Source organism: Devosia sp. 1566 (assembly GCF_004005995.1).
Lineage (GTDB): Bacteria > Pseudomonadota > Alphaproteobacteria > Rhizobiales > Devosiaceae > Devosia.
Map to the genome: position 1 here is coordinate 689521 of NZ_CP034767.1, position 25908 is coordinate 715428.

A 25908-nucleotide genomic window follows, 5' to 3' on the forward strand; every position below is an offset into this window, starting at 1 on the left:
ATGGCCGAGATTGCCAAGAACCATGACTACCATCTCGTACCGCCCAGCCCCTGGCCGTTCGTTATGTCCGTTTCCGTGTTTGTTTTCGCGGTCGGGTTGATTTTTTGGATGCATCAGTGGACGCCCTGGATCTTCGTGATCGGTCTGATAGGCGTGCTTTACACCATGTACGCATGGTGGTCCGACGTCGTGCGCGAAGCCAATAACGGCGTAGATCATACCCCAGTGGTGCAGATGCACCATCGCTATGGCATGATCCTGTTCATCGCCTCCGAAGTGATGCTGTTCGTAGCCTTCTTCTGGGCCTATTTCGACGGCTTCTTCCGCCTCGACGATGTGGAGCAGTATGCTCGCATGGCCGCGACAGAAGGCAGCTGGCCACCGGCTGGCATCGAGCTGTTCGATCCCTTCCACCTGCCGCTGTTCAACACGCTGCTGCTCCTGACCTCGGGCACGACTGTCACCTGGGCGCACCATGCGCTGCTGCAGAACGATCGCCAGGGACTGAAGTGGGGTCTCATCCTGACGGTGCTGCTGGGTGCGGTATTCACCGTCGTGCAGGCCATCGAATATTCCGAAGCTGGCTTCTCGTTCAGCGGCAACATGTATGGCGCCACCTTCTTCATGGCGACGGGCCTGCATGGCTTCCACGTCTTGGTGGGTACGATCTTCCTGCTGGTCTGCCTGATCCGTGCCATGCGGGGCGATTTCACCCCAGAGCGCCATCTGGGCTTCGAGTTCGCCGCCTGGTACTGGCACTTTGTCGACGTGGTATGGCTGTTCCTGTTTGCCTCCATCTATGTCTGGGGCAGCTGGGGCGTTGCGATCAATCACTGATCGCGCCATCGACAATATTCTAGCGAGGCGCAGCCAAAAGCTGCGCCTCAAGCTTTTCTGATGCAGCGTCGAGCCGACCATCGTGTTCTGTCCGTTGCAGCCGCCCTACCTGCGCCCGGCGCAATCCCTTTTGTCTGGCCCGGCTTTGCTTCCCCTGGAACCATCAAGGCCTTGACCGCCCTAGGAGCCATCAATGACTTCGGCAAGTGAGCGCAGACCCGGCCGCGTCATGACCGGCATTTTCGTGGTGCTGATGCTGGCGCTGACCGCTGTTTGCTTGTGGCTGGGCAATTGGCAACTTCAGCGGCTGGGAGAAAAGGAAGCGTTGGTGGCGGCGGTCGACGCCAGGCTTCATTCGCCGCCAGTTCCGGCTCCTCCTGCTGGGGAGTGGCCGGCGCTTGACCTCGAGGCGTGGAATTTCCAGCCCGTTACGCTGACCGGGGCGTTTCAGCCCGATCAAACCGTTGCCGTCTTCACCAGTCTCACCAATCCTCGCGGGCCCGCTGGGGGACCGGGGTATTGGGTGGTTACCCCTTTCGTGCTGGATGGCGGTGGCACCGTGTTTGTGAACCGCGGCTTTGTGCCCGAGCAGTACCGCGAAGCCGCCCAGGCCGACCGGGAGGGGGCGGGGGTGCCCATGACCATTACGGGCCTTTTGCGTCCGGGTGAAAAGGCCGGTTGGCTGGTGCCCGAGCCCGACACTTCGAATCGGGTTGAATGGGTCCGCGATCCCGAGCGCTTGGCCGAAATGGTCGATCCGGCGCTCGCGCCGTTCGCCCCCTTCTATGTGGACATGGTGGCCGGCGAACCCGGAACCCTGCCACAGGGTGGCGAGACCATAGTGGAGTTCCCCAACAACCATCTGGGCTACGCGTATACCTGGTTTGGCTTTGCCATTGTCGCGCCCGTGATGCTGGTGGCCTGGCTGTGGGCTCAGCGCCGCCGCATGGAGCCTCAGGGCTAAGCAAGCCGATGCTGCCTTGCGGTTCGCGCCTGCTTTGACTAGGTTGCACCAAATCTCGAAAGGCACTTGCGTTCGATGCAGTTTGTTTCTACGCGCGGCCAGGCCCCCGTGCTGGGTTTCGCCGATGCCGTGCTGGCTGGCCTAGCGTCTGATGGCGGGCTTTATGTGCCGCGCGAATGGCCGCAGGTTTCTGCCGCTGAAATTGCGGGCTTTGCTGGCAGGCCCTATCCGGAAGTCGCTTACGACATTATCAGCCGTTTTGTTGGCGATGATATCCCCGCGGCCACGCTCAAAACCATTATCGATGATGCCTATGCGGTGTTCCGCCACCCCTCGGTGGCGCCGCTGGTGGAACTCGAGCCCAATCATTTCGTGCTCGAACTGTTTCATGGCCCCACGCTCGCCTTCAAGGACGTGGCCATGCAGTTCCTCAGCCGCGTGATGGATTACATCCTGCAGCAGCGGGGGCTTAGGGCCACCATTGTTGGCGCGACCTCGGGCGACACCGGCTCTGCTGCGATTGAAGCCTTCCGCGGCCGTGACACCACCGACATCTTCATTTTGCACCCGCGCGGTCGGACCTCGCCGGTGCAGCGCTTGCAGATGACCACGGTGCTCGATGCCAATGTGCACAACATTGCGCTCGAGGGCACTTTTGACGACTGTCAGAACAGCGTCAAAGCCATGTTCAACCACGCGCGCTTCCGTGACACGGTGCATCTCTCCGGCGTCAACTCCATCAATTGGGGGCGGATCGTCGCGCAGATCGTTTATTACTTCACCGCGGCCGTGTCCCTGGGCAGCCCGCATCGCCCGGTTAGCTTCACCGTGCCAACGGGCAATTTTGGCGACATCTTCGCCGGCTATTGCGCACGGGCCATGGGCCTTCCCATAGATAAGCTCGTCGTTGCGACCAACAGCAACGATATCCTGCGCCGGGCGATCGAGACGGGGCGCTATCAAACAGACGGTGTGGTGCCCACGCTCAGCCCCTCAATGGACATCCAGATTTCGTCGAACTTCGAACGCCTGCTGTTCGAGGCTGTGGATCGTGACCCAAGCGCTGTGGTGCGGATGATGGATGGGCTCAAGCAGTCGGGTGGCTTCAGCTTGCCCGAAACTGCTTTGGCCAAGATCCGCCGGGACTTCGCGGCCGGCACCACTGATGAGGCCCAGACCAGCGCCACCATCGCCCAGACCATGAAGTCCGCGGCTTACTTGCTGGATCCTCATACCGCTGTGGGTGTCCATGTGGCACGCGAACACTTGCCGTCCAGCACACCGATGATCACCCTGGCCACAGCCCATCCGGCCAAGTTCCCGGCGGCCGTAGCTGCGGCTTCGGGTATCGATCCAGCCCTCCCAACCTGGCTGGTTGATCTGCACAGCCGCGAGGAGCGCCTCGAGGTGCTGCCTAACGACCAGGACCAGGTGGAAGCCTTTATTGCCGCGCGAACGCGCGCCGCCACAACAGAACGCTGATCAGGCGCTCGCAGATCGCGGCGGCCGGGAGGATTGCTTGAGCGTACAATCGACGACCCTCGATAATGGCATGGTGGTGCTCACCGACGACATGCCGCATCTGGAAAGCGCCTCGCTCGGGGTCTGGGTGAAGGCGGGGGCACGCAGCGAGCGCAAGGCCGAGCACGGGATCTCCCATCTGCTCGAGCATATGGCGTTCAAGGGCACCAAGGGTCGGACGGCGCTGCAGATCGCCGAGGCAATCGAGAATGTTGGGGGCGACCTCAACGCCGCGACCTCGATCGAACATACCGGCTATTTCGCCCGGGTGCTCAAGGATGATGTGGTACTGGCAGCCGACATTCTCGCCGACATCCTCCAGAACTCGCAATTCGATGACGACGAGCTGACGCGCGAAAAGCAGGTGATCGTCCAGGAGATTGGCGCGGCCCGCGACAATCCGGACGATCATGTGTTCGACCTGTTCCAGCAAGCTGCGTATCCCAGCCAGCCCATCGGCCGCACCATTCTGGGTACCGTTGACTCGGTTCGCGAATTCACCCCTGACACAATCCGCAAATACATGAGCCGCAACTATGTGGGCGACCACATGGTCATCGCCGCCGCGGGCAATGTGGATCACGAGGGCCTGGTTGACGTGGCGCGCCAGCGCTTTGGCGATCTCAAGCCCAATGGGGCACCGGCGCCCCAACGTGCTGAATATCATGGCGGCGAGGAGCGCCTCCTGTCCGATCACGAGCAGGCTCACATCGTTCTGGGTTTTGAAGGGCGCGCCTATAATTCCGACGGCTTCTACGCCGCCCAGGTGCTGGCCTCCATACTGGGTGGCGGGATGAGCTCGCGCCTGTTCCAGGAGGTGCGCGAAAAGCGTGGGCTGTGCTATTCCGTTTACGCCTTCCATTGGGCCTTTGCCGATAGTGGCGTGTTCGGTGTTGCCGCCGCCACGGGGGAAGACGAGGTCGAGGATTTGGTGCCCGTGGTGCTGGACGAACTGCGTCGCGCGACCGAGACCATCACCGATGATGAGGTTATCCGGGTGCGCAACCAGATTCGTGCCGGCCTGCTGATGTCCCTGGAAAGCCCTTCGGCCCGCGCCGGCCAGCTGGCGCGCCAGCAGATCTTGTGGGGCCGTCCGATTCCGATGCAGGAAACCGTTGAGCGCATCAATCGCATCACCGCCCAGCGCGTGCAGGAGGTCGCCGAGCAGTTGTTCACCACAGGGGCACCAACCCTTGCCGGCATCGGTCCGGTCGGCAAGCTGGCGGAAGTCGACGCTATCGGCGACCTGCTGAAGCGTTGAGCCGGCACCATGCTCTGGCCTTGGTCACCTCCGACATCGCCCCTGGCACTGCGTGGCCCAAGGGTGATGCTGCGCCTGCCCCAGCATGGTGATTATGACGCCTGGCATCAACTGCGCCGCTCCAGCCGCGATTTCCTGAAACCCTTCGAGCCCCGTTGGACCGAAGCCGATCTGGCGCGGCGGGTATTTGCCAGCCGGGTCAAGCGGGCCCGGGAAGAGGCCGAGCAGGGCAGTGATTACTCCCTGTTCATCTTCCACCCTCAAGGCGACCGCCAAGTCCTGGTAGGGGGAATTACCCTTTCCAATATTCGCCGCCGCGCGGCGCAGTTCGTTACCCTGGGCTACTGGATGGGCCAGCAATGGGCCGGGCAGGGGTTGATGACCGAGGCAGTCGGCGTGACCCTGCCTTTTGTCTTCGACACGCTGGACCTCCATCGCATCCATGCCGCATTTCTTCCCGGCAACATGGCGTCGAGGCGCGTGCTTGAGAAGAACGGCTTTGTCGAGGAGGGCTTTGCCGAAAAATACCTGCAGATTGATGGGCGTTGGGAAGACCACGTGCTGTTTGGCCTGGTCAAGGAACGCTACCAGCGGCTGCACTACGGACAGCGCTGATATCCACCGTTGCGCATCAGCAACACTGGGCAAAGCTTGTTCGATTCAGCTTTCCCGGCTACCACAGCGCAATGTCGCCACGCCAAGCCGTCGCCCTTCGCTTCTGAACGCGCCGGACCACTGCCTTAATGCAGCCTAGCGCAGGATATAATCGCCCCTGATGCGTCACCTTATTGCTCTCGCGACCTGCCTTGCACTCGCGCTGTTGGGCCTCGCGCCCGTCGCCGCCCTTGAGGTTATTACCGTCCCCCAGGACGTCAACGCCGTTAACCTTTCGGACGTGGTTCAGCTCCAGCAAGGCAGCGAGGGGCGGGTACAACTGTCTACCGCGCCCGGCGAGGACGGGATTATCCGCCGCATCGAGGTTTTGGCCAGCCAGCAGGGCACCAATCCCAACTGGGCCCTGTTTGCGCTGCGCAATGATAGCGACCAGCAGATCGAGCGGCTCCTCGTGGCCCCGTTCTTCCGTTTGCCAGGCTCGGGCGTGTTTCAGCCGGACCTGGGTAATGAGCGGATCACCGCGCTGACGCCAAGCGCCGGCATTCGCCCGGTGCGGCTGGCCGATAGCGAGGCCGATGTTTTCGAGATTACGCTCGATCCAGGTGCGACCGTAACGCTCGTGGCTGAATTGGCGACCGGCGAGTTGCCGGAGCTTTATCTCTGGGAGCCCAACGCCTACCGCGATTATGTGAACTCCTTCACGCTGTTCCGAGGGGTGGTGCTGGGCGTCGCCTCGCTTGCGGCCGTGTTCCTGACCATCATGTTTGTGGTCAAGGGCCGCGGGGTGTTTCCTGCAACGGCCGCCTTTGCCTGGGCGGTGCTGATTTACCTGCTGATCGATTTTGGCGTGCTGGGCCGATTGCTGGGCCTGCCCGCAGGGGCAATGCAACCCATCCGGGCAGCTTCGGAGGCTGGGATCGCCACGACCCTGGCGGGCTTTCTTTTTATCTATCTCAACCTGCATCGCTGGCATCTGCGCTTCGTGCATTTGGCGCTCGGCCTGGCGGCATTGTTCCTGGCGCTGTTTGCTTTTGCTTTTTTCCAGCCAGCGATCGCCGCGACGATTGCGCGTCTCGTCCTCGTGCTCCTTGGCGTGTCGGGCTTTTTCCTGATCCTTCTGCTTGCCCTGCGCGGCTATGACCGGGCGGTGCTGCTGGTGCCGACTTGGATCATCATCATTGCCTGGCTGTTTTTCAGTTGGCTGGTTATTTCCGGGCAGGTCTCCAATGACGTGGCCCAGCCGGCGGTGGGCGGGGGGCTGGTGCTCGCCGTCATGCTGCTCGGCTTTACCGCCGTGCAGCACGCTTTCTCGGAAGGGCAGGTGTCGATTGGAACATTGTCGGAGGTCGAGCGCCGGGCGCTGGCACTGACGGGCTCCGGCGACTTCGTTTTCGACTGGAACATCGAGCGCGACCGCGTTTCGGTATCCGATGAACTGGCGACCCGCCTGGGCGAGAAGCGCGGCGCCTTGCGTGGCTCGATCAAGCGCTGGCTCGACCGCGTTCATCCCGAAGATCGTGACCGCTTCCGCACGGCATTCGACACCCTGGTGGAGCTGAGGCGCGGCAAGGTTTCGGCCGATATGCGCATTGCCGGCCATGACGGCAACTACCGGGCCTTCCGCATGCGGGTGAAGCCGGTGCTTGGTGGCGACGGGCAGGTCAACCGCATTGTCGGCACGCTCCAGGATGTCACCGAGGATCGTGCGGCCCGTGAGCGGCTGCTGCATGACGCGGTTCATGACAGCCTGACTGGGCTGCCTAATCGGCAGTTGTTCCTTGACCGGCTGGACCGCGCCCTGGAACGGGGCCGAACGCCCAATGGCGTCAAACCGGCCGTGTTCCTGATCGACATCGATCGGTTCATGGAACTCGAAGAACGCATCGGGCATTCGGCCGCCGATTCAGTGCTGCTGGCCATTTCACGGCGCATCGCCCGCATCATGCGCCCACTCGATACGGTGGCCCGCATTACCGGCGATCAGTTCGCCGTGGTGCTGGCCGCGGAGCAAACCGCCGGGCGCATTGCCGAAACGGCCGAGCAGATCCGCAAATCGCTCAAGGCGCCGTTCAATTTCGGCGACCGCGACCTGACGCTAACAGCGTCCATTGGCATTACCATCTATGACAGCGAGCCGGCTACGGCCACCGAAGTGCTGCGCGATGCCGAGCTGGCGATGTACTACGCCAAGCGACTCGGTGGCGACCGGATCGAGGCTTACCGCGCTTCGGCCCGCTCCATCTCCGCCTACAACCGCACCAGCGAGGAGGACCTCGAGCGCGGCATGAAGAATGGCGAGCTACAGGTGCAGTTCCAGCCGATCATGGATATCCAGTCCGGCAAGATCGCCGGTGCGGAGGCGCTGATGCGCTGGAACCATCCAACGCGCGGGGTGGTGGCACCCGAGGAGTTCATTACCCTGGCCGAGCGCTCGGGGCAGATCGAGCGGCTGGGCCGCATTGCCTTTGAGCAGGCGGCCTACCACACCCGGGACTGGGTGAGTTCATTGCCCAACCTGTCCGAGGAGTTCTTCGTTTCGGTCAATCTGTCACCGACGCAGTTGGCGACGGAGGCGTTGCTCAACGACATTCGGACGATCCTCGGCCAGAATGCCGGCATTGCCAGCCACCTCAAGCTTGAGCTGACGGAGTCACAGGTGATGACCAACCCCGAGCACTCAGCCTTTGTGCTCGATGCCTTGCATAAGCTGGGGATCGGGCTCGCGCTCGATGATTTTGGCACCGGGCACTCCTCGCTCGGTTACCTGCACCGCTTCCCGTTCGACACCATCAAAATTCCGCCCGACTTCGTGCAGATCAGTGCCGTCAATGGTGCTGGACATACGCAGGGGCCGATCATGCGCGCCATCATTGCGCTAGCCAACGATCTCGATCTCGCCGTGATCGCGGAAGGCGTGGAAACCCAGCCGGAATTGGAGCGCCTGCGCGAGCATAATTGTCGCCTGGCGCAAGGTTTCGTGTTTGGCGCGGCGATGAGCGCCAGTGAATTCACCAAGCATCTGAGCGCCCAGCTGGCGCGCTAGCCCTCAGGGCTAGGCGTGGCCGGCTTCGGTGCTCAGATTGGCCAGGCTCGCATGCATGCTGGCCAGCGCCGCCTCGTAGCGCTGTTCCACCGGCGTTTCGAACACCAGGTCATGGGTAAAGGGGACGGTGAGCCAGCCATTATTGCTGATCTCGCTTTCGAGCTGGCCGGCGCCCCAGCCGCAGCAGCCAAGGGCGAATAGCGCTGACTTGGGCGCAGGACCAAAGGCCATGGCACGCAGGATGTCGAGCGTTGCCGTCACGCACACCCCATCGGCAACGGCATAGGTATTGCCGCTCTTGTAGTCGGCCGAATGCAGCACGAAGCCGCGGCCCTTTTCCACCGGGCCGCCGCGCATCACCGGGCGTTCGCGGATGGTGTCGGGCAGCCGGATCACGGCGTCGGGGTCGCCCAGGTCGAGCTCGTCGAGGATATCGGCGAACCGCATCTCGGTGATGCGCTGGTTCACAACCAGTCCCATGGCGCCGTCGTCGTTATGGCCAACGAGCAGGATCACGCTTTTGGCAAAGCGTTCATCTGCCATATCAGGCATCGCGACCAGCATCTGTCCTTCAAGTGTCGTCATAGCGCTATAATAGGCATTCGCCGCGGCACTGCCAAGTTGGGCTGCGGCAGGTTGGCATATCGGGGGCATCACGAAGCCCTGATGAGGCGTCAGCTTTTTCTTCACCTCATCCTGCGTTAATGCCCGCCCATGCAGTGCGCTCCGCTCATCGCCGCTTTTTTTGTGCTCGTCTCGCCCGCCTGGGCTGGCGAAACGCCGTGGCAGGAAGTGGCGCCGGGCGTGAAGCTCCGGCTGATCAGCACCGGCGAAGTGCGGGCCGATGGCTCGGCCATGCTGGGCCTCGAGATCGACATGCCCGCAACGACCAAGACCTATTGGCGGGTGCCGGGCGATACGGGCCTGCCGACCAAGCTCGATTGGACCGGATCGGTGGGCATAATGGGCGGGCAGATCCATTGGCCCTATCCCTCTCGCTCTGAGACCGCGGACTATCTCGACTATGTCTATTTCGGGCCAACGGTGCTGCCCATCGAGGTGAGCGTCGATGGCGCCGAGCCGGTGGTCGAGCTCTCGGCCCTGTTGGGCATCTGCTCCGATATCTGCATGCCGGCCCAGGCCCGGTTTACGCTGCCGCTCCAGCTCGATGCGCCGGACCGGGCCAATGGTTTGCGCATCCGGCAGGCCTTGGCCGATATCCCCGTTCCCTGGGACGGGTCGGGCGAGCCCATTTCCGGAGTGCAACTGGGGGCCGATGGCGAAAGCCTCGATGTCCGGATTGCCGATCCGGCGGTGGAGCCGAATTCACTGATTGCCGCGACCGCTTCGGGCGAGCCGCTGTTTGGCAGCCCGCAACGCGGGGCAGAGCCCGGGCTGGTGCTGGTGCCGGTGCGAGGCGAGGATGGCGCCGCCGATCTGCACAACGAGACGATCGAGTTGACCTTTATGACCAGCCGCGGGCCCTATGTCGTGGTTCGCAAGGTCCAGGGGCCGCAAACGCCCGAGGAATGAGGAAATCGGGGATCGCCCTTGTATGCCTAACCAAAGCCGCATATCCCGGTCAGGAAGGTGGCGGTATCGGCCGCAAAGACGGCCTGCAATGGAGCAAAAACAGCAATGATCAAGAGTGGCGATGCGCTTCCGTCCGTGCCGGTAAAGCTTGTCGGGGCCGAGGGGAGCACTGACACCACCAGCGATGCCGTGCTGGGCACGGGCACGGTGGTGTTGTTTACCGTTCCCGGTGCGTTTACCCCGGGCTGCCACGTCAATCATCTGCCTGGCTTTATCGCCAACGAGGCCAAGCTGCGCGCCCAGGGCGTGGATCGCATTGTTTGCGCCGCCGTCAACGACCACCATGTGATGAAAGCCTGGGCCGAAGCCTCGGGCGCCGTGGGCAAGATCGAGTTCCTGGCCGATGGCAATGGCGAGCTTGCCGACGCCATGGGCCTGAGCAAGGATCTCAGCGTTGCCGGCATGGGCAAGCGCTTCATGCGCTCGGCACTGGTGATCCGCGATGGGGTGGTGCAGATCGTGGCGCCCGAGGAAGGCCCCGGGATCACGGCCAGCGGCGCCCCAGCCATTCTGATGGCGCTGGAAGCGGCCAACACCCCTTCGACGCTCTAGGAGGCCGGTATGCGCAAGATTTCGCTTCGAGCGGCGGGCAAATTCGGCATGCGCGCGGGTGGCGCGGGCGTCGTTGCGGCGCTGTTGGCGGGTTGTTCCATGGGCGGGTTGATGGGCGGCAACGGCACGCCGGCGGCCCAGCAGAACCTGCAGAACGCCACCGCGAGCCCGGCCGCCATGGCCGAGGCGCAAACCAATGCCCTGCCGGCGATTGCCACCGAATGCCCGCCCATCAAGGTGCGGCCGGGCGGGGAGGCCATGTATTATTACGGCAATGGCCGAACCGGGGACCCGCGCTCACTGCAGTATCAGGGCGTGATCGAGGAAAGCTCGCGCAATTGCGTGGTTTCCAATGGCCTCATCACGGTGCAGATGGGTGTGGTCGGCCGCGTGCTGCTGGGCCCGGCGGGCGACCAGAAATCGGTGACGGCGCCGATCCGCTTTGCAGTCGAACGCGACGGGCAGGCTGTGTTCTCGGAGAAATACTCCATTCCCGTGGCGATCACGCCGCCAGCGCAATCGGCCGAGTTCGTCAAAGTGGTCGAAAACGTCGCCATTCCCTATCTCGGGGGCGAAGAGATCACCATCTGGGTCGGCTTCGACACCCGCGGCTAAGCCAGGCCAAGCTATCACCGGGCGTGCCAAAGCGCCGCCCGGGTCTGAAACCCTGCGGTTGCTGCTGCGTCATGGGGCGAGATTCGTCCCGGTGCCGGTCGTCCGGCGTTGCAGGATAGAGGTGGAACTCACCTCGCCCCATGTTTCCCAGGGACTCTGTGGTGAAAGACCGTCCTCGGCTTGGACCCGCGCCGACTAGGGCACGATGTGCCCGGTGCCCGGGGTGAGGTCGGGCCAGATCATCCGTCACCGCAGGAGATGGAGCGACCTCCACCTCACCCGGCATTCCCGCACCGACCGTTCGTCGCGACCGCGCAGCTTGTGCGGGAACAGGAGCGATTGTGCCTGAGGTTTTCGGGGGCGGGGATAATTTTGTTGCGGGGCTGGTGCTGGCGCCCTCGCCCTTCGAGGCCGCTGCGCGGCACCTCAGGGTGAGGGCTGGGCGGGGCTGGTGAGTGGGCGTTAAGGTTGGAAAGAGCAGGGAGCTTTCCGGAGCCCTCATGGTGAGGTGCGCAGCGAAGCGTAGCCTCGAACCATGGGGGCGGCCATCATCAACTTGCGAGTTGCCCCACAAAGGGCGTTTGAAGACGGTGCCACAGGCTCGATTGTCAGGCCGGGATAAGTCGGTCCAAGAGTCCCGGCATCGAGTTCTTGGATAGGCCTGAACCCCCACCCTTGATCCCTCCCCAAAGGGGGAGGGTGTCGACTGAAAAGGCGGTTCATCAAATGGCGGTCTAGCGACGGGCCGGTGCTGCACCCACGCAGAACCGCCACCCTTTCAGCCATTCGGGCATAGCCCTCATGGCCTTCTTGCCTCCCATCGCTCCACTGGAGCGATCGGCCGCGGTGCGGACGGCGCGAAGCTCCACAAGGGGAGGGTGTCGACTCAGGGGCTGTCCCGCACGCCCACAAAAAAGCCCCCGGCTGGTGCCGGGGGCTGCAGTCAAGTTCCCAATGCGGCAGCGGCTTATTCCGCCGCTTGCGCCAGCTCGGTGGGTTCCCAGCGCAGGATGGGACTGCGGGCGGCGCGGGTTTCGTCGAGCCGACGGCGAGGGGCCTTGGTGGGGGCGGCGGTGAAGCGCTCGCTATTGCCCGCCTTGGCTGCGGTCGCCAGTTCCACCATCACATCGCAGAATTGGTCGAGCGTCTGCTTGCTTTCGCTTTCGGTGGGCTCGATCAGCATGGCGCCGTGCACGACCAGCGGGAAATACATGGTCATGGGGTGGAAACCCTCGTCGATCAGCGCCTTGGCGAAATCGAGAGTCGAAACCCCGGTATCCTTGAGGAAGCTGTCGTCAAACAGCGCCTCGTGCATGGTGGGATAATCGGGGAACGGCACCGAGAACAGATGCCGCAGGCGCGCCTTGATGTAGTTGGCGTTGAGCACCGCATCCTCGGCGGCTTGGGCGAGGCCATCGGCGCCGTGGCTGAGCATATAGGTGAGGGCGCGGACATACATGCCCATCTGGCCGTGAAAAGCCGTGACGCGGCCAAGGGCCTGGTCCTGCACATGTTCCACCAGTTCCAGCCCATCACCGCTGTTGCGCACGAAGGGGACCGGCGCAAAGGGTGCCAGCGCCTCCGACAACACCACCGGACCGGCACCGGGCCCGCCGCCGCCATGGGGTGTCGAGAAGGTCTTGTGCAGGTTGATATGCATGGCGTCGATGCCAAGATCGCCCGGGCGGACCACCCCCATGATGGCGTTGAAATTGGCGCCATCGCAGTAAAAGAACGCCCCGGCATCATGCACGGCCTGGGCAATCTCGATCACTTCGGGCTCAAAGAGGCCGCAGGTGTTGGGATTGGTCAGCATGATGGCCGCGACTTCGGGCGACAATGCCGCCTTGACCGCTTCCACATCGACGGTGCCATCGGCGCGGGCGGGCACGGCCTTGACCGAATAGCCGAGGAAGGCGGCGGTGGCCGGATTGGTGCCATGGGCGCTTTCGGGCACCAGCACGACAGTGCGGTGCGCCTGACCGGCGGCTTCCTGAGCCGCTTTGATCGCCATCATGCCCAAGAGCTCACCGTGCGCGCCGGCCTTGGGGGAGAGGGCCACAGCGGCGGTGTTGGTGAGGGTCATCAGCCAATGGCTGAGCTGGTTCATCAGCTCGAGCGCACCCTGCACGGTGGAAACCGGCTGGAGCGGGTGGATGTCAGCAAAGCCGGGCAGCCGCGCCATCTTCTCGTTGAGGCGCGGATTGTGCTTCATCGTGCACGAGCCCAAGGGATACATGCCGCTGTCGATGGAATGGTTCATGCGCGAGAGGCGCACATAGTGACGCATGGCTTCGGGCTCGGTGAGCCCGGCCAGGTCGAGCTTGGCCTTGCGGCCAAAACCGCCCAAGCGATCACTGGCAAGCTCCACCTCGGGCAGATCGACCCCTGAATGCTCGGTATCGCCGATCTCGAACAGCAGCGGTTCATCGGGGATGAGTGCCGAGCCAGAGGCGCTGGTGCTGCCGCCGGTGCCGATACCGGAGGGCCGACCCTGATTGTTCATGCTCATGCCAGTTCCTCCGTCAGAGCCGCGGTAAGGGCGGCGATATCGGACTCGGTGGTGAGTTCGGTCGCGGCCACAATGATGAAATTCTCCACCTCGGGATCACCCGGCAGTAGGCGGCTCGCGGGCACCCCAGCCAGGATTCCCCGATCGGCGAGCCGCTCGACAAGGCCAGCAGCCGACTGGGTGACCCGGATGGTCATCTCATTAAAGAAGGTCGCATTGAGCACCTCTATGCCTGCAATCCCGGCCAGCGCATCGGCCAGCCGCATCGCATTGGCATGGTTGAGGCGGGCCAGGCGCACAAAGCCCGCCTCGCCCAAGAGCGCCATATGGATGGAGAAGGCCAGGGCGCAAAGCCCGGAATTGGTGCAGATGTTGGACGTGGCTTTCTCGCGGCGGATGTGCTGCTCGCGGGTGGACAGCGTCAGCACGAAGCCGCGATTCCCGTCGGCGTCAACGGTTTCGCCGCAAAGACGACCCGGCATTTGGCGAATGAATTCCTTCTTGGTCGCCATGAGCCCAAGATAGGGGCCGCCGTAGTTGAGGGCATTGCCGATCGACTGGCCTTCGCCGACGACGATATCGGCACCCAGGGCGCCGGGCGCTTCGATGAGCCCTAGTGACACGATTTCGGTGATGACGACGATCAGCAGCGCGCCCTGGGCATGAGCGGCATCGGCGGCCGCCTGCAGATCACGCAAATGACCAAAGAAATCGGGGGTCTGCACGACGATGGCGGCGGTTTGCCCATCGATATGGTCGAGCAGGTCGCCCTGGCCCTCGGGGGAGGGGGAGAGGCAGACGAGATCGGGATCGTCCTTGAGATAGGAGCGGACCACATCGCGATATTGGGGATGGAGGCCCCCCGACAGCACGATCTTGCGCCGGCGCGTGAGGCGCCGGGCCATCAGCACCGCTTCAGCGGTGGCGGTGGAGCCATCGTAAAGCGAGGCATTGGCCACATCCATGCCGGTGAGCTTGGCGACCTGGGTCTGGAACTCAAACAGCATCTGCAGGGTGCCCTGCGAGATTTCGGGCTGATAGGGCGTATAGGCGGTGAGCCATTCCGAGCGCTGGATCAGGTGATCGACCGTGGCGGGCACATGATGGCGATAGGCACCGGCGCCGAGAAAGAACGGGCCATCCCCCGCGGCATGGTTCATGCCGGCAAGGCGGCGCATATGCGCCTCGACCAGATATTCGGGGCTGTGCGCGGGCAGGTCGAGATCAAAGGATTTGAGGGCGCCTGCGGGCACGGCGCTGAACAGCGCCTCGACGCTCGTGGCGCCGATCACATTGAGCATGGCGGACCGTTCGGCCGCCGAGTGGGGAAGGTAGCGCATGAGGGGGTCCGCCTAGAGCGTCAGTTCGGCATAGCCGTCGGCGTCAAGCAGGGTGTCGAGCTCGGCGGCATTGGCAATTTCAACCTTGAACAGCCAACCCTGCGCTTCAGGATCGCTGTTGATGAGGCCGGGCTGGCCGGAAAGGGCCGGATTGACCTCGGTGACGGTGCCCGACACCGGAGCATAGATCTCGGACGCGGCCTTGACCGATTCCACGACGGCGGCTTCGGCGCCCTTGGTCAGCTGCTTGCCGACTTCGGGCAGCTCGACAAAGACGATATCGCCCAGCTGTTCCTGCGCATAAGGCGTGATGCCGACAATGCCGGTGGTGCCTTCAACGCGGATATATTCGTGCTCGGGAGTGAACTTGGTGGTCATGGGAGAAGGCCTCTCAGCTGGCTTTGGCTTTGCGGAAATAGCGGTGGGGAACGAACGGAGTGGCGACGACCTCGGCGGGCTGGCTGCGGCCACGCACGGAGACGAGGAGCCTTGTGCCCGGTTCGGCCTGGGCGGGTGGCACAAAGCCAAGGGCGATGGCCTTGCCCAGCGATGGGGCAAAGCCGCCGCTGGTGACAACGCCAATCGGGGCGCCGGCGGCGTCGAGGATCTCGGCGCCTTCACGGGCCGGGGCGCCTTCAACCAGAAGGCCCACACGCACGCTGCTCAACTGGCCCTCGCGTTCGGCAAGGATGCGGGTGGCGCCGGGGAAATCACCCGCTTCGCGGCGGCGCTTGCTCACGGCAAAGCCGAGCCCCGCTTCAATGGGGGAAATGGTGGGGTTGAGGTCATGCCCGTAAAGCGGGAGTCCCGCTTCGAGGCGCAGGCTGTCGCGAGCGCCAAGGCCAATCGGATTGACGCGCTCATCGGTCACTAGCTGGTCCCAAAGAGCAGGCGCATCAGCGGCGGGCACGAGGATTTCAAAGCCATCTTCGCCGGTATAGCCGGAGCGGGCGACAAGGAGCTGCCCGTGCGCCCAAGGGAAGGCGGCATAGGTCATGAAGCCGAGATCGCCGGCGCCGGGGAGGAGCGCGCCGAGTACGGCAACGGCTTCGGGTCCCTGTAGCGCCAGCAGCGCCTGATCGGCATCGGCGCGCACGAGGGTCGCGCGATCACCGGCGGCCGCTTCGATGCGGGCGAAATCGGCGTCCTTGGTGCCGGCATTGACGACGATGTAAAGCTCGCCGCCCGCCTGGGACGAGCGGGCGACCATCAAGTCGTCAAGCGCGCCGCCTTGCTCGTTGAGCAGCAGGGTGTAGCGAATCTGGCCCGGCTTGAGGCCGAGGATGTCGCCGCAGATCAGGGGCTCGATGATCGCCGCAATGGCGGCATGGTCGGCCTCGGCATCGCCGCTGGGATGGTTGAGGCGCAAAAAGCTCGGGCCCATATGGCTGACATCGAAGAGCCCGGCATGGTCGCGCGTCCATTTGTGTTCGGCCATGATGCCGAGCGGATACTGGACGGGGAGATTATAGCCGCCAAAGGGCACCATGCGCCCACCGGCAGCGAGGTGGCGCTCATAAAGCGGCGTGGTCTTGAGAGCTTCGGCGGCGAGTTGGGCCATAAACGCATCCCGGAAAATGAACAAGGCGACACGACTACATCCGCCCTGCGGCGAATGGCGTGCCCCCTCTGTCCTCGACACCTGAGAGATTTCCCGGCTGAGCGCCGGTTGCTCCTTCGGTGGGACCGCAGCGTGCGGTCCGCTTTCCAGAGTTATCGCGTAAACTGCGGTCCTTTTGCCTGAGAGTTTCCGGGGCGGTTGCTCCTTCGGCGCTGGAGAAACCCAGTCTCTCCCGCAGTGGCGGCAACATGCTGGAGATTCTCGGAGCCGTCAATCGACTCCTTGTGTTGGTCCCGGCCATCGCAGAGCGGTGATGGAGCCAGCGCTACAGGCAACGGGTTTTGCCAGCACGCTACGCGGGCGCTAGGGTGCGGCGAGCTTGGGGAGATCACCGATGCAAAGCCTTGGTCCTGTTGCACTAGCCGTAACGCTGATCGCAAGCCTCGTGCCGGTGAGCAGGGCCGCGGAACTGGCGCCGCTTGTCGGCATGATCAATCCGCAGAGTTTGCCGCCTTACCCATCGGAGGCGGCGCAGCAAGCCGGGCTGGATGATCTCTCGCCCGCCCTCAAGCGCTGCATAGCTGTTTATCGGCTGCATTATGCCTTGCAGCAGCAGGGGCAGGGCGCCACGGATGATCCGACGATCTATGCTCCCGAAGATGGCGCTTTGTTCCTTCGGGTGGCGAGCCAGCAAGCGCAGATCCCGAGCATTACGGCGGCGGTGGCGCAAGTGGCCGGGGAAATCGAGCCCATCCTCGCCGCTTATACCGATCGCGTGGTCGAGAACATCAAGGCGGGAACGCCGGCGGTGGACGAGCTGATCGCTGGCGATCTGGAGCAGTGCCGCGCCGTGGCGATGGCGCTCAAGGCGTCCTAGGCGGGCCCACGCCGGCCCCGAATCGGATCACCGCACCAGGGGCAGCAGGCGATGGCGACCCCTTCGTTGAGCGCGAAGAACCCGTCGCCGCTGACAGGGAGCAGATAAAAGAGATTGCTCGCCTGCGCGCCTTCGCCCACCAGTTCGGGGCTGACAAAGATCAGTTGATCTTCCACGGCCTGGGCCAGTTGCCCGCATGAGCAGACTGGGCGCTCCGCCCAGCCAAATTGCCCCCAGACATCGTCGGCACTGACCTCGACGCGCCGCAGCATATCCATCTCGCATCATCCCATGCACTTCGCCGCACGGACAACCCTTGGGGCCGGTCACGGGTTCACAGCGAGCGCTAAACGGCTTCGAGGAAGCTCTCGGCGGTGCGCAGGTCGACCGAGACGAGCTGGCTGACGCCGCGTTCGGCCATGGTGACGCCGAACAGGCGATCCATGCGGCTCATGGTGATGGGGTTGTGCGTGATGCACAGGAACCGCGTTTCGGTGCGCTCGCGCATGGAATCGAGCAGGTTGCAGAAGCGCTCCACATTGGCGTCGTCGAGCGGAGCATCCACTTCGTCGAGCACGCAGATCGGCGCCGGGTTGGACAAGAACACCGCAAAGATCAGCGACAGCGCGGTCAGGGCCTGCTCGCCGCCGGACAGGAGGGTCATGGTTGCGGGCTTCTTGCCGGGCGGGCAGGCGATGATCTCGAGGCCCGCCTGGAGCGGGTCGTCGCTTTCCACAAATTGCAGCTCGGCGGTGCCGCCGCCAAACAGGGTGGTGAACAGCTCGCGGAAATAGCCGTTGACGCGCTCAAAGGCTTCGGTGAGCCGGGCGCGGCCCTCGCGGTTGAGCACACCGATGCCGGTGCGCAGCTTGGCGATGGCCTCGATCAGGTCATTGCGATCCTTGACCATGGCGTCGAGCCGGGCCTGGGTTTCCACCGCCTCGGCTTCGGCGGAAAGATTGACCCCGCCCAGGCGGTCGCGCTCGGCGCGCAGGCGCTCGAGCTTGCTTTCGGTATCGGCTTCGGCGGGAAGGGCCTGGTGCGGCTTGATGCCTGAAGCTTCAAGCGTGCGGCTGGCGGGGATGCCCAGGGTTTCCTGCACTTGTCGTTCTACGGCGCGCAGGCTCGCCATGTGGCCATTGAGGCGCTCCTCGACGCGGGTGAGCTCGATGCGCACCTCGGCCAGGGCGGCGGCGGCGCTCTTGTGGGCCGCATCGGCCTCGCGCCAGCGGGTTTGGGCGAGTTCAACCTCGTGCCGGGCCGCCTCGTGATCGCGGCGGGCGTTCTCAATCTGGCGTTCAAGCTTGCTGCGCTGTTCGGCAAAGCCATCCGGGGTTTCGTCGCTGCCGTCGAGCTGCGCCTGCGCTTCGGCGCGGCGCCCCTCGAGGGTTTGCAGTTGGGCCAGCGCCGCATCGCGCCGGCGCGCCCAGTTGGCGGCTTCCCCTTGCAACTGGGCGAGCCGGCTGTCGCGCAGGCGGGCATCGGCTTCGAGGCTGACCAGGCGGTTGCGCGCGGTTTCGGCACCCTCGCGCAACTCGCGCAGGCGCCGCTGCCGGGTTTGCGCCAGCGCCGCTGTTTCGGTGTCTTCGTTAAGCTCGGCCAGGGCGTCGGCCGCGTCCTCGCGACTTCGCTCGGCCTCGGTGATGGCCGTGGCGAGCTGATTGCGCGCCGCTTCAAACGCACTGCGTTGCGACGCAAGATCGGCCAGCGCGCGTTCGGCGGCGTTGACGCCGTCCTGCGCCTGCGTCACGGCGCGCTGGGCCCGGCGCCAGCCCTCGCGGCCATCGCGCTCATTGGTGCGCGCCAGATCGAGCGCTGAAGTGAGGGTTTCCACCTCGCGCTTCCAGCTGTTGCGCTCGCCCTTGGCGCGGGTGATGTCGGCATCGAGCTCGGCGAGCCGATTGCGTTGCGCCAGCCGCTGGGCGGCAGGGCTTGGGGCATCAGCGGCGGCCACAAAGCCGTCCCAGCGCCACAGCGCACCATCAAGGGTGACGAGGCGTTGGCCGGGGCGCAGCGCTTGTTGCAGATCGGCGCCATCGGCGGCATGGACCACGCCGATCTGGTCGAGCCGACGCTTGAGCGCCGGGCTGCCGGCGACATAGCGCGAGAGAGGCTCGGCGCCCTGAGGGAGGGCGGGATCATCGGAGCCATCGAGCGCCTCGCCCCAATGGAGGGGCGCATCGGGATCGGTGGAGGCTTCCAGATCATCGCCGAGCGCCGCGCCAAGGGCGGTCTCAAAGCCGGGCTCAACCTGTAGGTCGTCGACCACGGCGCGCCACATGCGATCGGTGAGATCGAGCATTTTGAGGAGGGTCGAGGCTTCCGCATCGAGCGCAATCAGCGCTGCTTCAATGGCCTGAAGGCGCGGCCGGGCGACGTCGATCCGGGCCTGGGCGGCAAGGGTGGCCTGTTCGGCGGCAAGGGTCGTCCGTTCAGCTTGCCCGAGGGCCTGCTGTGCGGCCCGCAGGGCATTGCGTTGCTCAAGCAGGGTCTGGTCGGCCTCTCCACGCGCATGGAGTGCGGCGGCGTCGCGGGCCAGATCGGCGGCTTGTGCCTTCAGCTTGGCGACCCGACGAGCAGCGTCTTCGAGATAGCGCTGGGCGGAGGCGCGGCGGGCTTGTTCTTCGGCCAGGGCCTGCTCGGCCACACGCGCTTGTGCTTCCGCTTCGATGACCTCGGCGCGAACAGCCTCGGCAGCATCTTGGGCTTCGGCCAGGGCCTCAGCAGCGGCTTCGGCTTCGCTTTCGAGGCGCTCGGTTTCAGCCTGGCTCGCTTCCAGCGCTGTTTCGCTGTCGCGCAGTTGTTGTTCTTCGCGCGTGCGGTCGGCGGCGAGTTGTTCCAGACGCCGTTCCAGTTCGGAGCGTCGTGCGTGGCTGCGTTGTTCCTGCTCGGCCAGTTGCTCGGCCAGGATGGTGTAGCGCTGCAAGACGGCCGCGGCGACCGTTTCGCGCTCGCGCAGGGGCTCGAGTGCGGCTTCCGCCTCGTCGAGCAATTCCTGGGCCTGCCGTTCCTTGTTGGTCGCGTCACCCAAGCGGCGGATCAGCACCGCCTGGTTGGCTTCCGATTCCTTTTCGGCAAACACCGCTGCGACCCAGCGCAGATGGAATAGCGTAGCCTCGGCGCGGCGGATATCGCCCGAAAGGCCGCGATAGCGGATGGCGAGGCGCGACTGGCGCTTGAGCACGTCGAGCTGGGTTTCGACCTGGGCGATGATGTCATCGACCCGCTCGAGGTTCTGCTCGGCGGCGCGCAGGCGCAGCTCGGCCTCGTGACGGCGCGAATGGAGCCCCGAAATGCCAGCGGCTTCCTCGAGCAGGGCGCGCCGGGCGGTGGGCTTGGCCGAGATCAGCTCGCCAATCTGGCCCTGGCGCACCATGGCGGGGGAATGGGCTCCGGTGGAGGCATCGGCAAACAGCAGTTGCACGTCGCGGGCGCGCACTTCGCGGCCATTGACGCGATAAACCGAGCCGGCCTCGCGCTCGATGCGGCGGCTGACCTGGAGCTCGTCGGCGGTGTTGAGGGCGGCAGGGGCGGTGCGATCGGAGTTGTCGAGCACCAGCGTCACTTCCGCCGAATTGCGGCCGGGCCGGCTTCCCGAGCCCGAAAAGATCACATCATCCATGCCCGACGCGCGCATGGCCCGATAGGAGCTTTCGCCCATGGCCCAGCGCATGGCTTCCACGAGATTGGATTTGCCGCAGCCATTAGGACCGACGATGCCCGTGAGGCCCGGCTCCATCTGGAGCACGGTTTCTTCGGCAAAGCTTTTAAAGCCATGCAGGCGCAGTTGGGAGAACTTCATGGCTGGCACACCAGGACGCGCCGGCCGCGGCTATCGGGATTGAGGAAGGTCGGGACGAGACTGCGCCCAGGCTTCCCGATCCCACCTAGGGAAAGGGAAGCCGTGGGCATGCAATCAGGGCGCCGCGGGAGCGGCAGGCGCCACTGGCGTGGCAGTTGGAGCCGCAGGTGTAGCGGCCGGTGACGCAGGTGATGCCGCTGGAGGAGCAACGGGGGTTGCGGCCGGTGCAGCCGGCGTAGCAGCAGGAGCTGCCGCAGGAGCGGGCTGAGCCGCAGGTGCTGCAGCGGGCTGGGCAGGAGCTGCGCCGTTGCTTGGCGTGAAACCGGCGGGCACCAGCGCGTCGACTTCAGCGGCCAGCTGTTCAAGCGTTTTGTCGCCGGTGAGCGTCTTGCCGTTAACATAAAAGGTTGGTGTGCCTTCGAGTCCAAACTCGTTGAGCGCCTGCTCACGAATGGCTTCCATCCCGGTGAACAGGGCTTGATTCGTCAAGGCAGCATCAAAGCTTTCCTGGGTAAAGCCGAGCTGGGTCGCGATTTCGAGGATCGCGTCGCGCGGGGTTTCCGAAGTGCCCCAGTCCTGCTGGGTACGGAAATAGGTGCCGATGACATTGTGGTAATTCTCATCGCCCGAGGCTTCGGCGAGCATGAAAATGGCGGCGTCGAGCACATTGCGCACAAATGGACGCAGGATGAAGCGCACCTTGCCCGTGTCGATATAGGCTTCCTTGAACGGGCCATAAACCGTGTTGTGGAAGGTAGCGCAGTGCGGGCAGGTGGGTGAGGCATATTCGATCACGGTGACCGGCGCGTCGGGATTGCCCAGCACCTTATCAGCGATGCCGCCGGCCGGAGCGAGCAGCTTGGCGGTATCGACCATTTCGCCTTCCGCCGCGCCGGCGCTCGAAATGCCACATACGCTGAGCGCGGTGGCAGCGGCGGCGAGAACAATGGTGTCACGGCGGTTTAACTTCACGGCGAACGCTCCTGTTTTTGTTTGGGCGACACTATACGGGCGGGACGTGTCGGCAAGTGGGCATAGCTATCAACTGGGGGTGAACACACTATTTGCGTTTCGGCTCCGCTTGCGCGGCCAGTTGCAGGCCCAGCATCCGCAATGCTTCACGCACGCCTTCATCTTCAACCCCCGCCACCGCGGCGCCAATGCGCGCCTCGACAACCGGGTCCGGCGGAGGGGGAGGAGGCGCCTTTCCAGCTGAACCGGAGCTGAAGGGCTCGGCCGAGAGCCGGACCTGGCCCACCAGCACATAGCCGAAATAACGATTAACCGCCGCAGCAATGGCCGGGGCTTCATGGGCCAGCATCAGCGCATGGCCGGGCTGGCAGCGCAGGTACAGCGTGGCGCCATCGGCACTGCGCTCGCCGCGCGGCCAGCTGAGCTTGTCGGGGATCGCCACGGTGTTGTAGGGGGCGGGTGCCATGGCGTGCCAATGCTCGAGAATATCGCGGCTGGCAAAGCCGCGTTTCTTGAGCACGGGATCGAGCGCCCCCGCAATCGCATCGGCAACGCTGACGGCGCGGTTGCGACGCTTGGGTTCGGTAGGGGGCTTGACCATGCCGGCAAACTAGCTTCCCGACAAGGCAGCGGCAAGGCCACCTTCCGGCGATTGCTGGCGCCGATGTGACCAAGGCGGCCTTGTCGCAGGCGCCGCGGCAGGGCAAACGGAAGGCATGCAGCTTTCCCACTCCCGCCCCGTCGATGCCGCCGCGGTTCTGACCTGGTATGACCGCAATGCGCGCGACCTGCCCTGGCGGGTGTCCCCCAGCGATCGGGCGCGTGGTGTGCTGCCTGATCCCTATCGGGTGTGGCTGAGCGAAGTGATGCTGCAGCAAACCACGGTTGCTGCCGTTAAAAGTTTTTTCCTGCGCTTCACCAGCCTTTGGCCGACGGTGTTCGACATGGCCGCGGCCCCGCTCGACAGCATCCTCAAGGAATGGGCGGGCCTGGGCTATTATGCCCGCGCACGGAACCTGCATGCCTGTGCGCAAGCCGTGGTGCGCGACCATGGCGGCGTGTTTCCGGCCACTGGCGAAGCGCTGCAGGCGCTGCCGGGGATTGGCGCCTATACCAGCGCCGCCATTGCCGCGATTTGTTTTGACGAGCGGGTGCCGGTGCTCGATGGCAATCTCGACCGGGTGCTGGCGCGGTTTTACGCGCTGCCGGTGCCGGTGCGCGAGGCCAAGGAGGAATTGCGGGCGGCGCTTGGCACAGCAGTGCCGGCGCGGGCGGGGGATTTTGCCCAGGCGATGATGGATCTGGGTGCCACTATTTGCGCGCCGCGCGCCGTGCTGTGCATGCTGTGCCCGCTGCAGGAGGGGTGCAGTGCGCTTCGCACCGCCCATCCGCTGAGCTTTCCGGTCAAGGCAGAAAAGCCGGAACGCCCCGTGCGGCGCGGCCATGCCTTTGTGATGCGAGACGGGGCGGGGGATGTGTATCTGCAAACCCGGCCCGACAAGGGGCTGCTGGCCAAAATGACCGAAGTGCCGTGCTCCCCTTGGGGCGAGGCGTTGGCCGAACCCAGCTATCCTGCCGCCGGCGACTGGCGCCACCATGGCCAGGTGGTGCATGTGTTCACCCATTTCCGGCTCGAACTGGAAGTGTGGTCGGCAACAGTGGAGCCCGACGGGCTTGACAGCGGCTGGTGGAGTTCACCGGCTGATCTGCACGGGGAAGCGCTGCCAACGCTGTTCCGCAAGGTGCTCGCCGGGGCGGGGGTGGAGGGGGCTTAAGCGGCGGCCATGGATAGTTCGTTCAGGCCGGAGCCCTGCACTTCACAGCCATCCATTGGCTTTCATGATCGGTGCAAGCAGATCGAGGTTCCGGGTGCGCTCGGCAGCCGCTGCGATCTTCGGGCAATTCGCCTTGAACCAGTCCTGTCCCGGTCTCCACGAGACCATGGCCGCTAGATAAGCATCGAGAACCGAGACGTTCTCGCCCATGACAAAGGAGCCGACAACTTCGCCTTCCAGCCACTGATACAGGTGCTGACGATGAGCATCACTGGAGGCGCGCAACTCGGACGGGGCGGAAGGTGCCCAGCGTTCGGGGTAATCGCCATAGGTGAATGTCGGGTAGACATTGGCGACCAGCCAGATCAGCAGGCGATAAAAGCGAAGTCGCTCCGGCGTGTCTTGGGGCGGTGCCAGGTGCGGTGCCTGATCAATCACCATAAGCGCGATAGCTGCGCTTTCGGTGATGACCTGCCCGGTTGCGAGGACCAGGGTGGGTATCTGCGCCAAGGGATTGGCTGCGGTAAGCGCATCGCGCGACGCACCGGGCTGATCGAACCCGGTGACATCGATAAGTTCATACTGCATGCCGGCGAGCGTAAGCATCGCCTCCGCAATGCCCGAACCCCAGCCGCGCACTCCATAAAGCTGCATCCCGTTCCCCTCCCGTTTCCGGTTGCTCAGCCGGTGACCTTAGCTGACCTGCAGGTTCCGCTCCATTGTGGGAGCATGGGTGGCACGATTACCAGTGAGCAGCCTGCGGCCCGCGGCAATTGCTGCAGCGAAATCAGTAGGCGGCAGTGAACCGCACGCGACTATGCCGATGTTGTTCAAGTTCGTCGACCATGGCGATTGCATAATCCGCAAAGCTGATTTTGCTGACACCAGCCTCATCAACAACCAGCTTGTCACCGCCCAGGCGGTAGTGACCAAGACGCGGGCCAGCAAAAAAGTCAGCGGCCGGGGAGAAGAAGATCCAGTCGACATCTTTCTCGGCACGAAGGTCTTCAAGGAAGGTGATGCCACCCTGCACAAAGGGTTTGGCTTCCTCGGGAAAGTCGGGCGCATCGATAAGCCGTACACCTGGTGCAACTTCCAGACTCCCTGCGCCCCCGGTGAACAGTACCCTGCCTATTCCAGCCTGCTTGACGGCAGACAATAGAGTTGCGGCAGGCACGTCGAAGCGCAAGGCGCTGATGACAGCGTCACTTCCGGCAATAACCTTGGCAAGCGCTGCAGGGTCGAATGCGTCAGCACTGACAGCGGTTACTTCCGGAGCACGGGGCACGGCATCCGGGTTCTGGTCCACTGCGAGCACCGCGTGCCCCCGGCGTGCAAGCTCCTTGGTGATTTCCGAACCGGCGCGTCCGCTTGCTCCGAGTACTGCGATTTTCATTTGTCGTCTCCTGTGGTAGTAACCATTGGAAACCTAGTTATAGATAGAAACGACACATGCAAGACGGCACTTTCACCACATCAGGTTACGCCGAGGAAACCCGAACGGCACGCGGAACCGTCTTTGCCAGTGACTGTTCGACACGAAAGCTGCTCGACCGCATCGGTGACAAATGGAGCGTCCTGATCCTGCTTGTGCTGGGAGATTCAGAAGCCCGGTTCAACGAACTGAGGCGGCAAATCGGCGGCATTTCGCAGAAGATGCTAAGCCAAACCCTTCAATCGCTTAGACGGGACGGGCTCATCACCCGCGAGGTTGAACCTACTACGCCGGTAACGGTCACCTATGCGATTACGCCCCTTGGCCGTGAACTGCTGACCGCATTGCGCATGATGATCGATTGGGCAGAAACCAGGCTGCCGGAGGTTGAGGCGGCGCAGCGTCTTCATGACGGGGCCTCGCAGTCGTTGGATTGATAAAGTCTGCGTGACCTGGCTGCCAGCGCCGTGGCCGAAAGATGCCGGGTCCTTCGCCTGACACATGTCAGCGGACGACGGCGTGAACGAAGCTGCATCAAGGGCACGGACCGTCGCCTTGCGTGTGTTGTTCTCTATGGCGATCCCCAGGAAGGGGTCTATGCAGGGTTTATCCCAGCATCAGCCATGAGCGCTC

At 64.1% G+C, this 25908-nt stretch carries 23 protein-coding genes and 1 riboswitch; of the genes, 12 read left to right on the top strand and 11 right to left on the bottom strand.

The genetic code is table 11. The annotated features are described in order from the left end of the window. The 6 genes from ELX51_RS03355 (at position 1) to ELX51_RS03380 (ending at position 8241) form a co-directional block, all read left to right on the top strand. Positions 1-837: a cytochrome c oxidase subunit 3 gene (locus tag ELX51_RS03355; RefSeq protein ID WP_127752178.1), complete on the top strand. Its 837-nt coding sequence runs from the start codon at positions 1-3 to the stop codon at positions 835-837. Between the two features lie 193 nt (positions 838-1030). After that, complete coding sequence (locus tag ELX51_RS03360; RefSeq protein WP_127752179.1) at positions 1031-1801, top strand: SURF1 family protein; 771 nt, start codon at positions 1031-1033, stop codon at positions 1799-1801. Positions 1802-1876: 75 nt separating this feature from the next. Continuing rightward, on the top strand, positions 1877-3283 hold the full coding sequence (gene thrC / locus ELX51_RS03365; protein WP_127752180.1) for a threonine synthase: 1407 nt from the start codon (positions 1877-1879) through the stop codon (positions 3281-3283). Between the two features lie 37 nt (positions 3284-3320). Beyond that, entirely contained in the window at positions 3321-4583 is a 1263-nt protein-coding gene (locus ELX51_RS03370) for a pitrilysin family protein (protein WP_127752181.1), read from the top strand. Between the two features lie 66 nt (positions 4584-4649). Further along, the gene (locus tag ELX51_RS03375; RefSeq protein ID WP_248305237.1) at positions 4650-5198 is read left to right on the top strand and encodes a GNAT family protein; all 549 of its coding nucleotides are present in this window, start codon (positions 4650-4652) and stop codon (positions 5196-5198) included. A gap of 160 nt (positions 5199-5358) precedes the next feature. Beyond that, positions 5359-8241 (top strand): EAL domain-containing protein, encoded by a 2883-nt coding sequence (locus ELX51_RS03380; RefSeq protein ID WP_127752183.1) that lies wholly within the window; start codon positions 5359-5361, stop codon positions 8239-8241. Between the two features lie 9 nt (positions 8242-8250). Here the strand turns inward: ELX51_RS03380 and ELX51_RS03385 are convergent, their stop codons facing one another. Continuing rightward, positions 8251-8826: a YqgE/AlgH family protein gene (locus tag ELX51_RS03385; RefSeq protein WP_127752184.1), complete on the bottom strand. Its 576-nt coding sequence runs from the start codon at positions 8824-8826 to the stop codon at positions 8251-8253. Positions 8827-8955: 129 nt separating this feature from the next. Between ELX51_RS03385 and ELX51_RS03390 the strand changes: the two genes are divergently transcribed. The 3 genes from ELX51_RS03390 (at position 8956) to ELX51_RS03400 (ending at position 11001) form a co-directional block, all read left to right on the top strand. Beyond that, a complete protein-coding gene (locus ELX51_RS03390) occupies positions 8956-9774 on the top strand; it encodes a protein-disulfide reductase DsbD domain-containing protein (RefSeq protein ID WP_127752185.1) in 819 nt (272 codons plus the stop codon). A gap of 105 nt (positions 9775-9879) precedes the next feature. After that, complete coding sequence (locus ELX51_RS03395; protein ID WP_127752186.1) at positions 9880-10386, top strand: peroxiredoxin; 507 nt, start codon at positions 9880-9882, stop codon at positions 10384-10386. Between the two features lie 9 nt (positions 10387-10395). After that, on the top strand, positions 10396-11001 hold the full coding sequence (locus ELX51_RS03400) for a hypothetical protein (RefSeq protein ID WP_127752187.1): 606 nt from the start codon (positions 10396-10398) through the stop codon (positions 10999-11001). 967 nt (positions 11002-11968) lie between these two features. Here ELX51_RS03400 and gcvPB read toward each other — a convergent pair. Genes gcvPB through gcvT form a run of 4 tightly spaced genes read right to left on the bottom strand, consistent with a single transcriptional unit; the run spans position 11969 to position 16414 of the window. Beyond that, positions 11969-13513 carry an aminomethyl-transferring glycine dehydrogenase subunit GcvPB gene (gcvPB, locus tag ELX51_RS03405; protein WP_127752188.1) on the bottom strand — a complete coding sequence of 515 codons (1545 nt, stop codon included), beginning with the start codon at positions 13511-13513 and terminating at the stop codon, positions 11969-11971. Next, positions 13510-14853: an aminomethyl-transferring glycine dehydrogenase subunit GcvPA gene (gene gcvPA, locus ELX51_RS03410; protein WP_127752189.1), complete on the bottom strand. Its 1344-nt coding sequence runs from the start codon at positions 14851-14853 to the stop codon at positions 13510-13512. The genes gcvPB and gcvPA overlap by 4 nt, the downstream gene beginning before the upstream one ends. Before the next feature lie 12 nt (positions 14854-14865). Further along, positions 14866-15231 (bottom strand): glycine cleavage system protein GcvH, encoded by a 366-nt coding sequence (gcvH, locus tag ELX51_RS03415; RefSeq protein WP_127752190.1) that lies wholly within the window; start codon positions 15229-15231, stop codon positions 14866-14868. 13 nt (positions 15232-15244) lie between these two features. Beyond that, positions 15245-16414, bottom strand: coding sequence for a glycine cleavage system aminomethyltransferase GcvT (gene gcvT, locus ELX51_RS03420; protein WP_127752191.1), 1170 nt, complete (start codon positions 16412-16414; stop codon positions 15245-15247). Positions 16415-16571: 157 nt separating this feature from the next. After that, positions 16572-16659, bottom strand: a riboswitch (glycine riboswitch). 149 nt (positions 16660-16808) lie between these two features. On the opposite strand from gcvT, the gene ELX51_RS03425 reads away from it, so the two are divergent. After that, a complete protein-coding gene (locus tag ELX51_RS03425) occupies positions 16809-17291 on the top strand; it encodes a hypothetical protein (RefSeq protein ID WP_127752192.1) in 483 nt (160 codons plus the stop codon). Here the strand turns inward: ELX51_RS03425 and ELX51_RS03430 are convergent. The 4 genes from ELX51_RS03430 to ELX51_RS03445 form a co-directional block, all read right to left on the bottom strand. Beyond that, entirely contained in the window at positions 17288-17569 is a 282-nt protein-coding gene (locus tag ELX51_RS03430; RefSeq protein ID WP_127752193.1) for a hypothetical protein, read from the bottom strand. The two genes, ELX51_RS03425 and ELX51_RS03430, sit on opposite strands and share 4 nt — an antisense overlap. Positions 17570-17637: 68 nt before the next feature. Further along, on the bottom strand, positions 17638-21093 hold the full coding sequence (locus ELX51_RS03435; protein WP_127752194.1) for an AAA family ATPase: 3456 nt from the start codon (positions 21091-21093) through the stop codon (positions 17638-17640). Between the two features lie 114 nt (positions 21094-21207). Next, positions 21208-22065 carry a DsbA family protein gene (locus ELX51_RS03440; RefSeq protein WP_127752195.1) on the bottom strand — a complete coding sequence of 286 codons (858 nt, stop codon included), beginning with the start codon at positions 22063-22065 and terminating at the stop codon, positions 21208-21210. Positions 22066-22153: 88 nt separating this feature from the next. Beyond that, on the bottom strand, positions 22154-22666 hold the full coding sequence (locus tag ELX51_RS03445; RefSeq protein WP_127752196.1) for a DciA family protein: 513 nt from the start codon (positions 22664-22666) through the stop codon (positions 22154-22156). A 115-nt stretch (positions 22667-22781) separates the two neighbouring features. Here ELX51_RS03445 and ELX51_RS03450 point away from each other — a divergent pair, with 115 nt between their 5' ends. After that, positions 22782-23840: an A/G-specific adenine glycosylase gene (locus ELX51_RS03450; RefSeq protein WP_127752197.1), complete on the top strand. Its 1059-nt coding sequence runs from the start codon at positions 22782-22784 to the stop codon at positions 23838-23840. 42 nt (positions 23841-23882) lie between these two features. Here ELX51_RS03450 and ELX51_RS03455 read toward each other — a convergent pair whose 3' ends face one another. Continuing rightward, complete coding sequence (locus ELX51_RS03455; RefSeq protein WP_127752198.1) at positions 23883-24494, bottom strand: glutathione S-transferase; 612 nt, start codon at positions 24492-24494, stop codon at positions 23883-23885. A 133-nt stretch (positions 24495-24627) separates the two neighbouring features. After that, on the bottom strand, positions 24628-25236 hold the full coding sequence (locus ELX51_RS03460; protein ID WP_127752199.1) for an NAD(P)-dependent oxidoreductase: 609 nt from the start codon (positions 25234-25236) through the stop codon (positions 24628-24630). A 56-nt stretch (positions 25237-25292) separates the two neighbouring features. On the opposite strand from ELX51_RS03460, the gene ELX51_RS03465 reads away from it, so the two are divergent. Then, complete coding sequence (locus tag ELX51_RS03465) at positions 25293-25712, top strand: helix-turn-helix domain-containing protein (protein WP_127752200.1); 420 nt, start codon at positions 25293-25295, stop codon at positions 25710-25712. Positions 25713-25908 lie beyond the last annotated feature (196 nt).

Coding starts and splice junctions, on each gene's coding strand:
- thrC (WP_127752180.1), top strand. CDS start 1,877: ATGCAGTTTGTTTCTACGCGCGGCCAGGCCCCCGTGCTGGGTTTCGCC.
- ELX51_RS03355 (WP_127752178.1), top strand. CDS start 1: ATGGCCGAGATTGCCAAGAACCATGACTACCATCTCGTACCGCCCAGC.
- ELX51_RS03450 (WP_127752197.1), top strand. CDS start 22,782: ATGCAGCTTTCCCACTCCCGCCCCGTCGATGCCGCCGCGGTTCTGACC.
- ELX51_RS03455 (WP_127752198.1), bottom strand. CDS start 24,494: ATGCAGCTTTATGGAGTGCGCGGCTGGGGTTCGGGCATTGCGGAGGCG.
- gcvPA (WP_127752189.1), bottom strand. CDS start 14,853: ATGCGCTACCTTCCCCACTCGGCGGCCGAACGGTCCGCCATGCTCAAT.
- ELX51_RS03380 (WP_127752183.1), top strand. CDS start 5,359: ATGCGTCACCTTATTGCTCTCGCGACCTGCCTTGCACTCGCGCTGTTG.
- gcvT (WP_127752191.1), bottom strand. CDS start 16,414: ATGGCCCAACTCGCCGCCGAAGCTCTCAAGACCACGCCGCTTTATGAG.
- ELX51_RS03430 (WP_127752193.1), bottom strand. CDS start 17,569: ATGGATATGCTGCGGCGCGTCGAGGTCAGTGCCGACGATGTCTGGGGG.
- ELX51_RS03465 (WP_127752200.1), top strand. CDS start 25,293: ATGCAAGACGGCACTTTCACCACATCAGGTTACGCCGAGGAAACCCGA.
- ELX51_RS03360 (WP_127752179.1), top strand. CDS start 1,031: ATGACTTCGGCAAGTGAGCGCAGACCCGGCCGCGTCATGACCGGCATT.
- ELX51_RS03445 (WP_127752196.1), bottom strand. CDS start 22,666: ATGGTCAAGCCCCCTACCGAACCCAAGCGTCGCAACCGCGCCGTCAGC.
- ELX51_RS03390 (WP_127752185.1), top strand. CDS start 8,956: ATGCAGTGCGCTCCGCTCATCGCCGCTTTTTTTGTGCTCGTCTCGCCC.
- ELX51_RS03435 (WP_127752194.1), bottom strand. CDS start 21,093: ATGAAGTTCTCCCAACTGCGCCTGCATGGCTTTAAAAGCTTTGCCGAA.
- ELX51_RS03400 (WP_127752187.1), top strand. CDS start 10,396: ATGCGCAAGATTTCGCTTCGAGCGGCGGGCAAATTCGGCATGCGCGCG.
- gcvPB (WP_127752188.1), bottom strand. CDS start 13,513: ATGAGCATGAACAATCAGGGTCGGCCCTCCGGTATCGGCACCGGCGGC.
- ELX51_RS03425 (WP_127752192.1), top strand. CDS start 16,809: ATGCAAAGCCTTGGTCCTGTTGCACTAGCCGTAACGCTGATCGCAAGC.
- ELX51_RS03460 (WP_127752199.1), bottom strand. CDS start 25,236: ATGAAAATCGCAGTACTCGGAGCAAGCGGACGCGCCGGTTCGGAAATC.
- ELX51_RS03385 (WP_127752184.1), bottom strand. CDS start 8,826: ATGACGACACTTGAAGGACAGATGCTGGTCGCGATGCCTGATATGGCA.
- ELX51_RS03375 (WP_248305237.1), top strand. CDS start 4,650: ATGCTGCGCCTGCCCCAGCATGGTGATTATGACGCCTGGCATCAACTG.
- gcvH (WP_127752190.1), bottom strand. CDS start 15,231: ATGACCACCAAGTTCACTCCCGAGCACGAATATATCCGCGTTGAAGGC.
- ELX51_RS03395 (WP_127752186.1), top strand. CDS start 9,880: ATGATCAAGAGTGGCGATGCGCTTCCGTCCGTGCCGGTAAAGCTTGTC.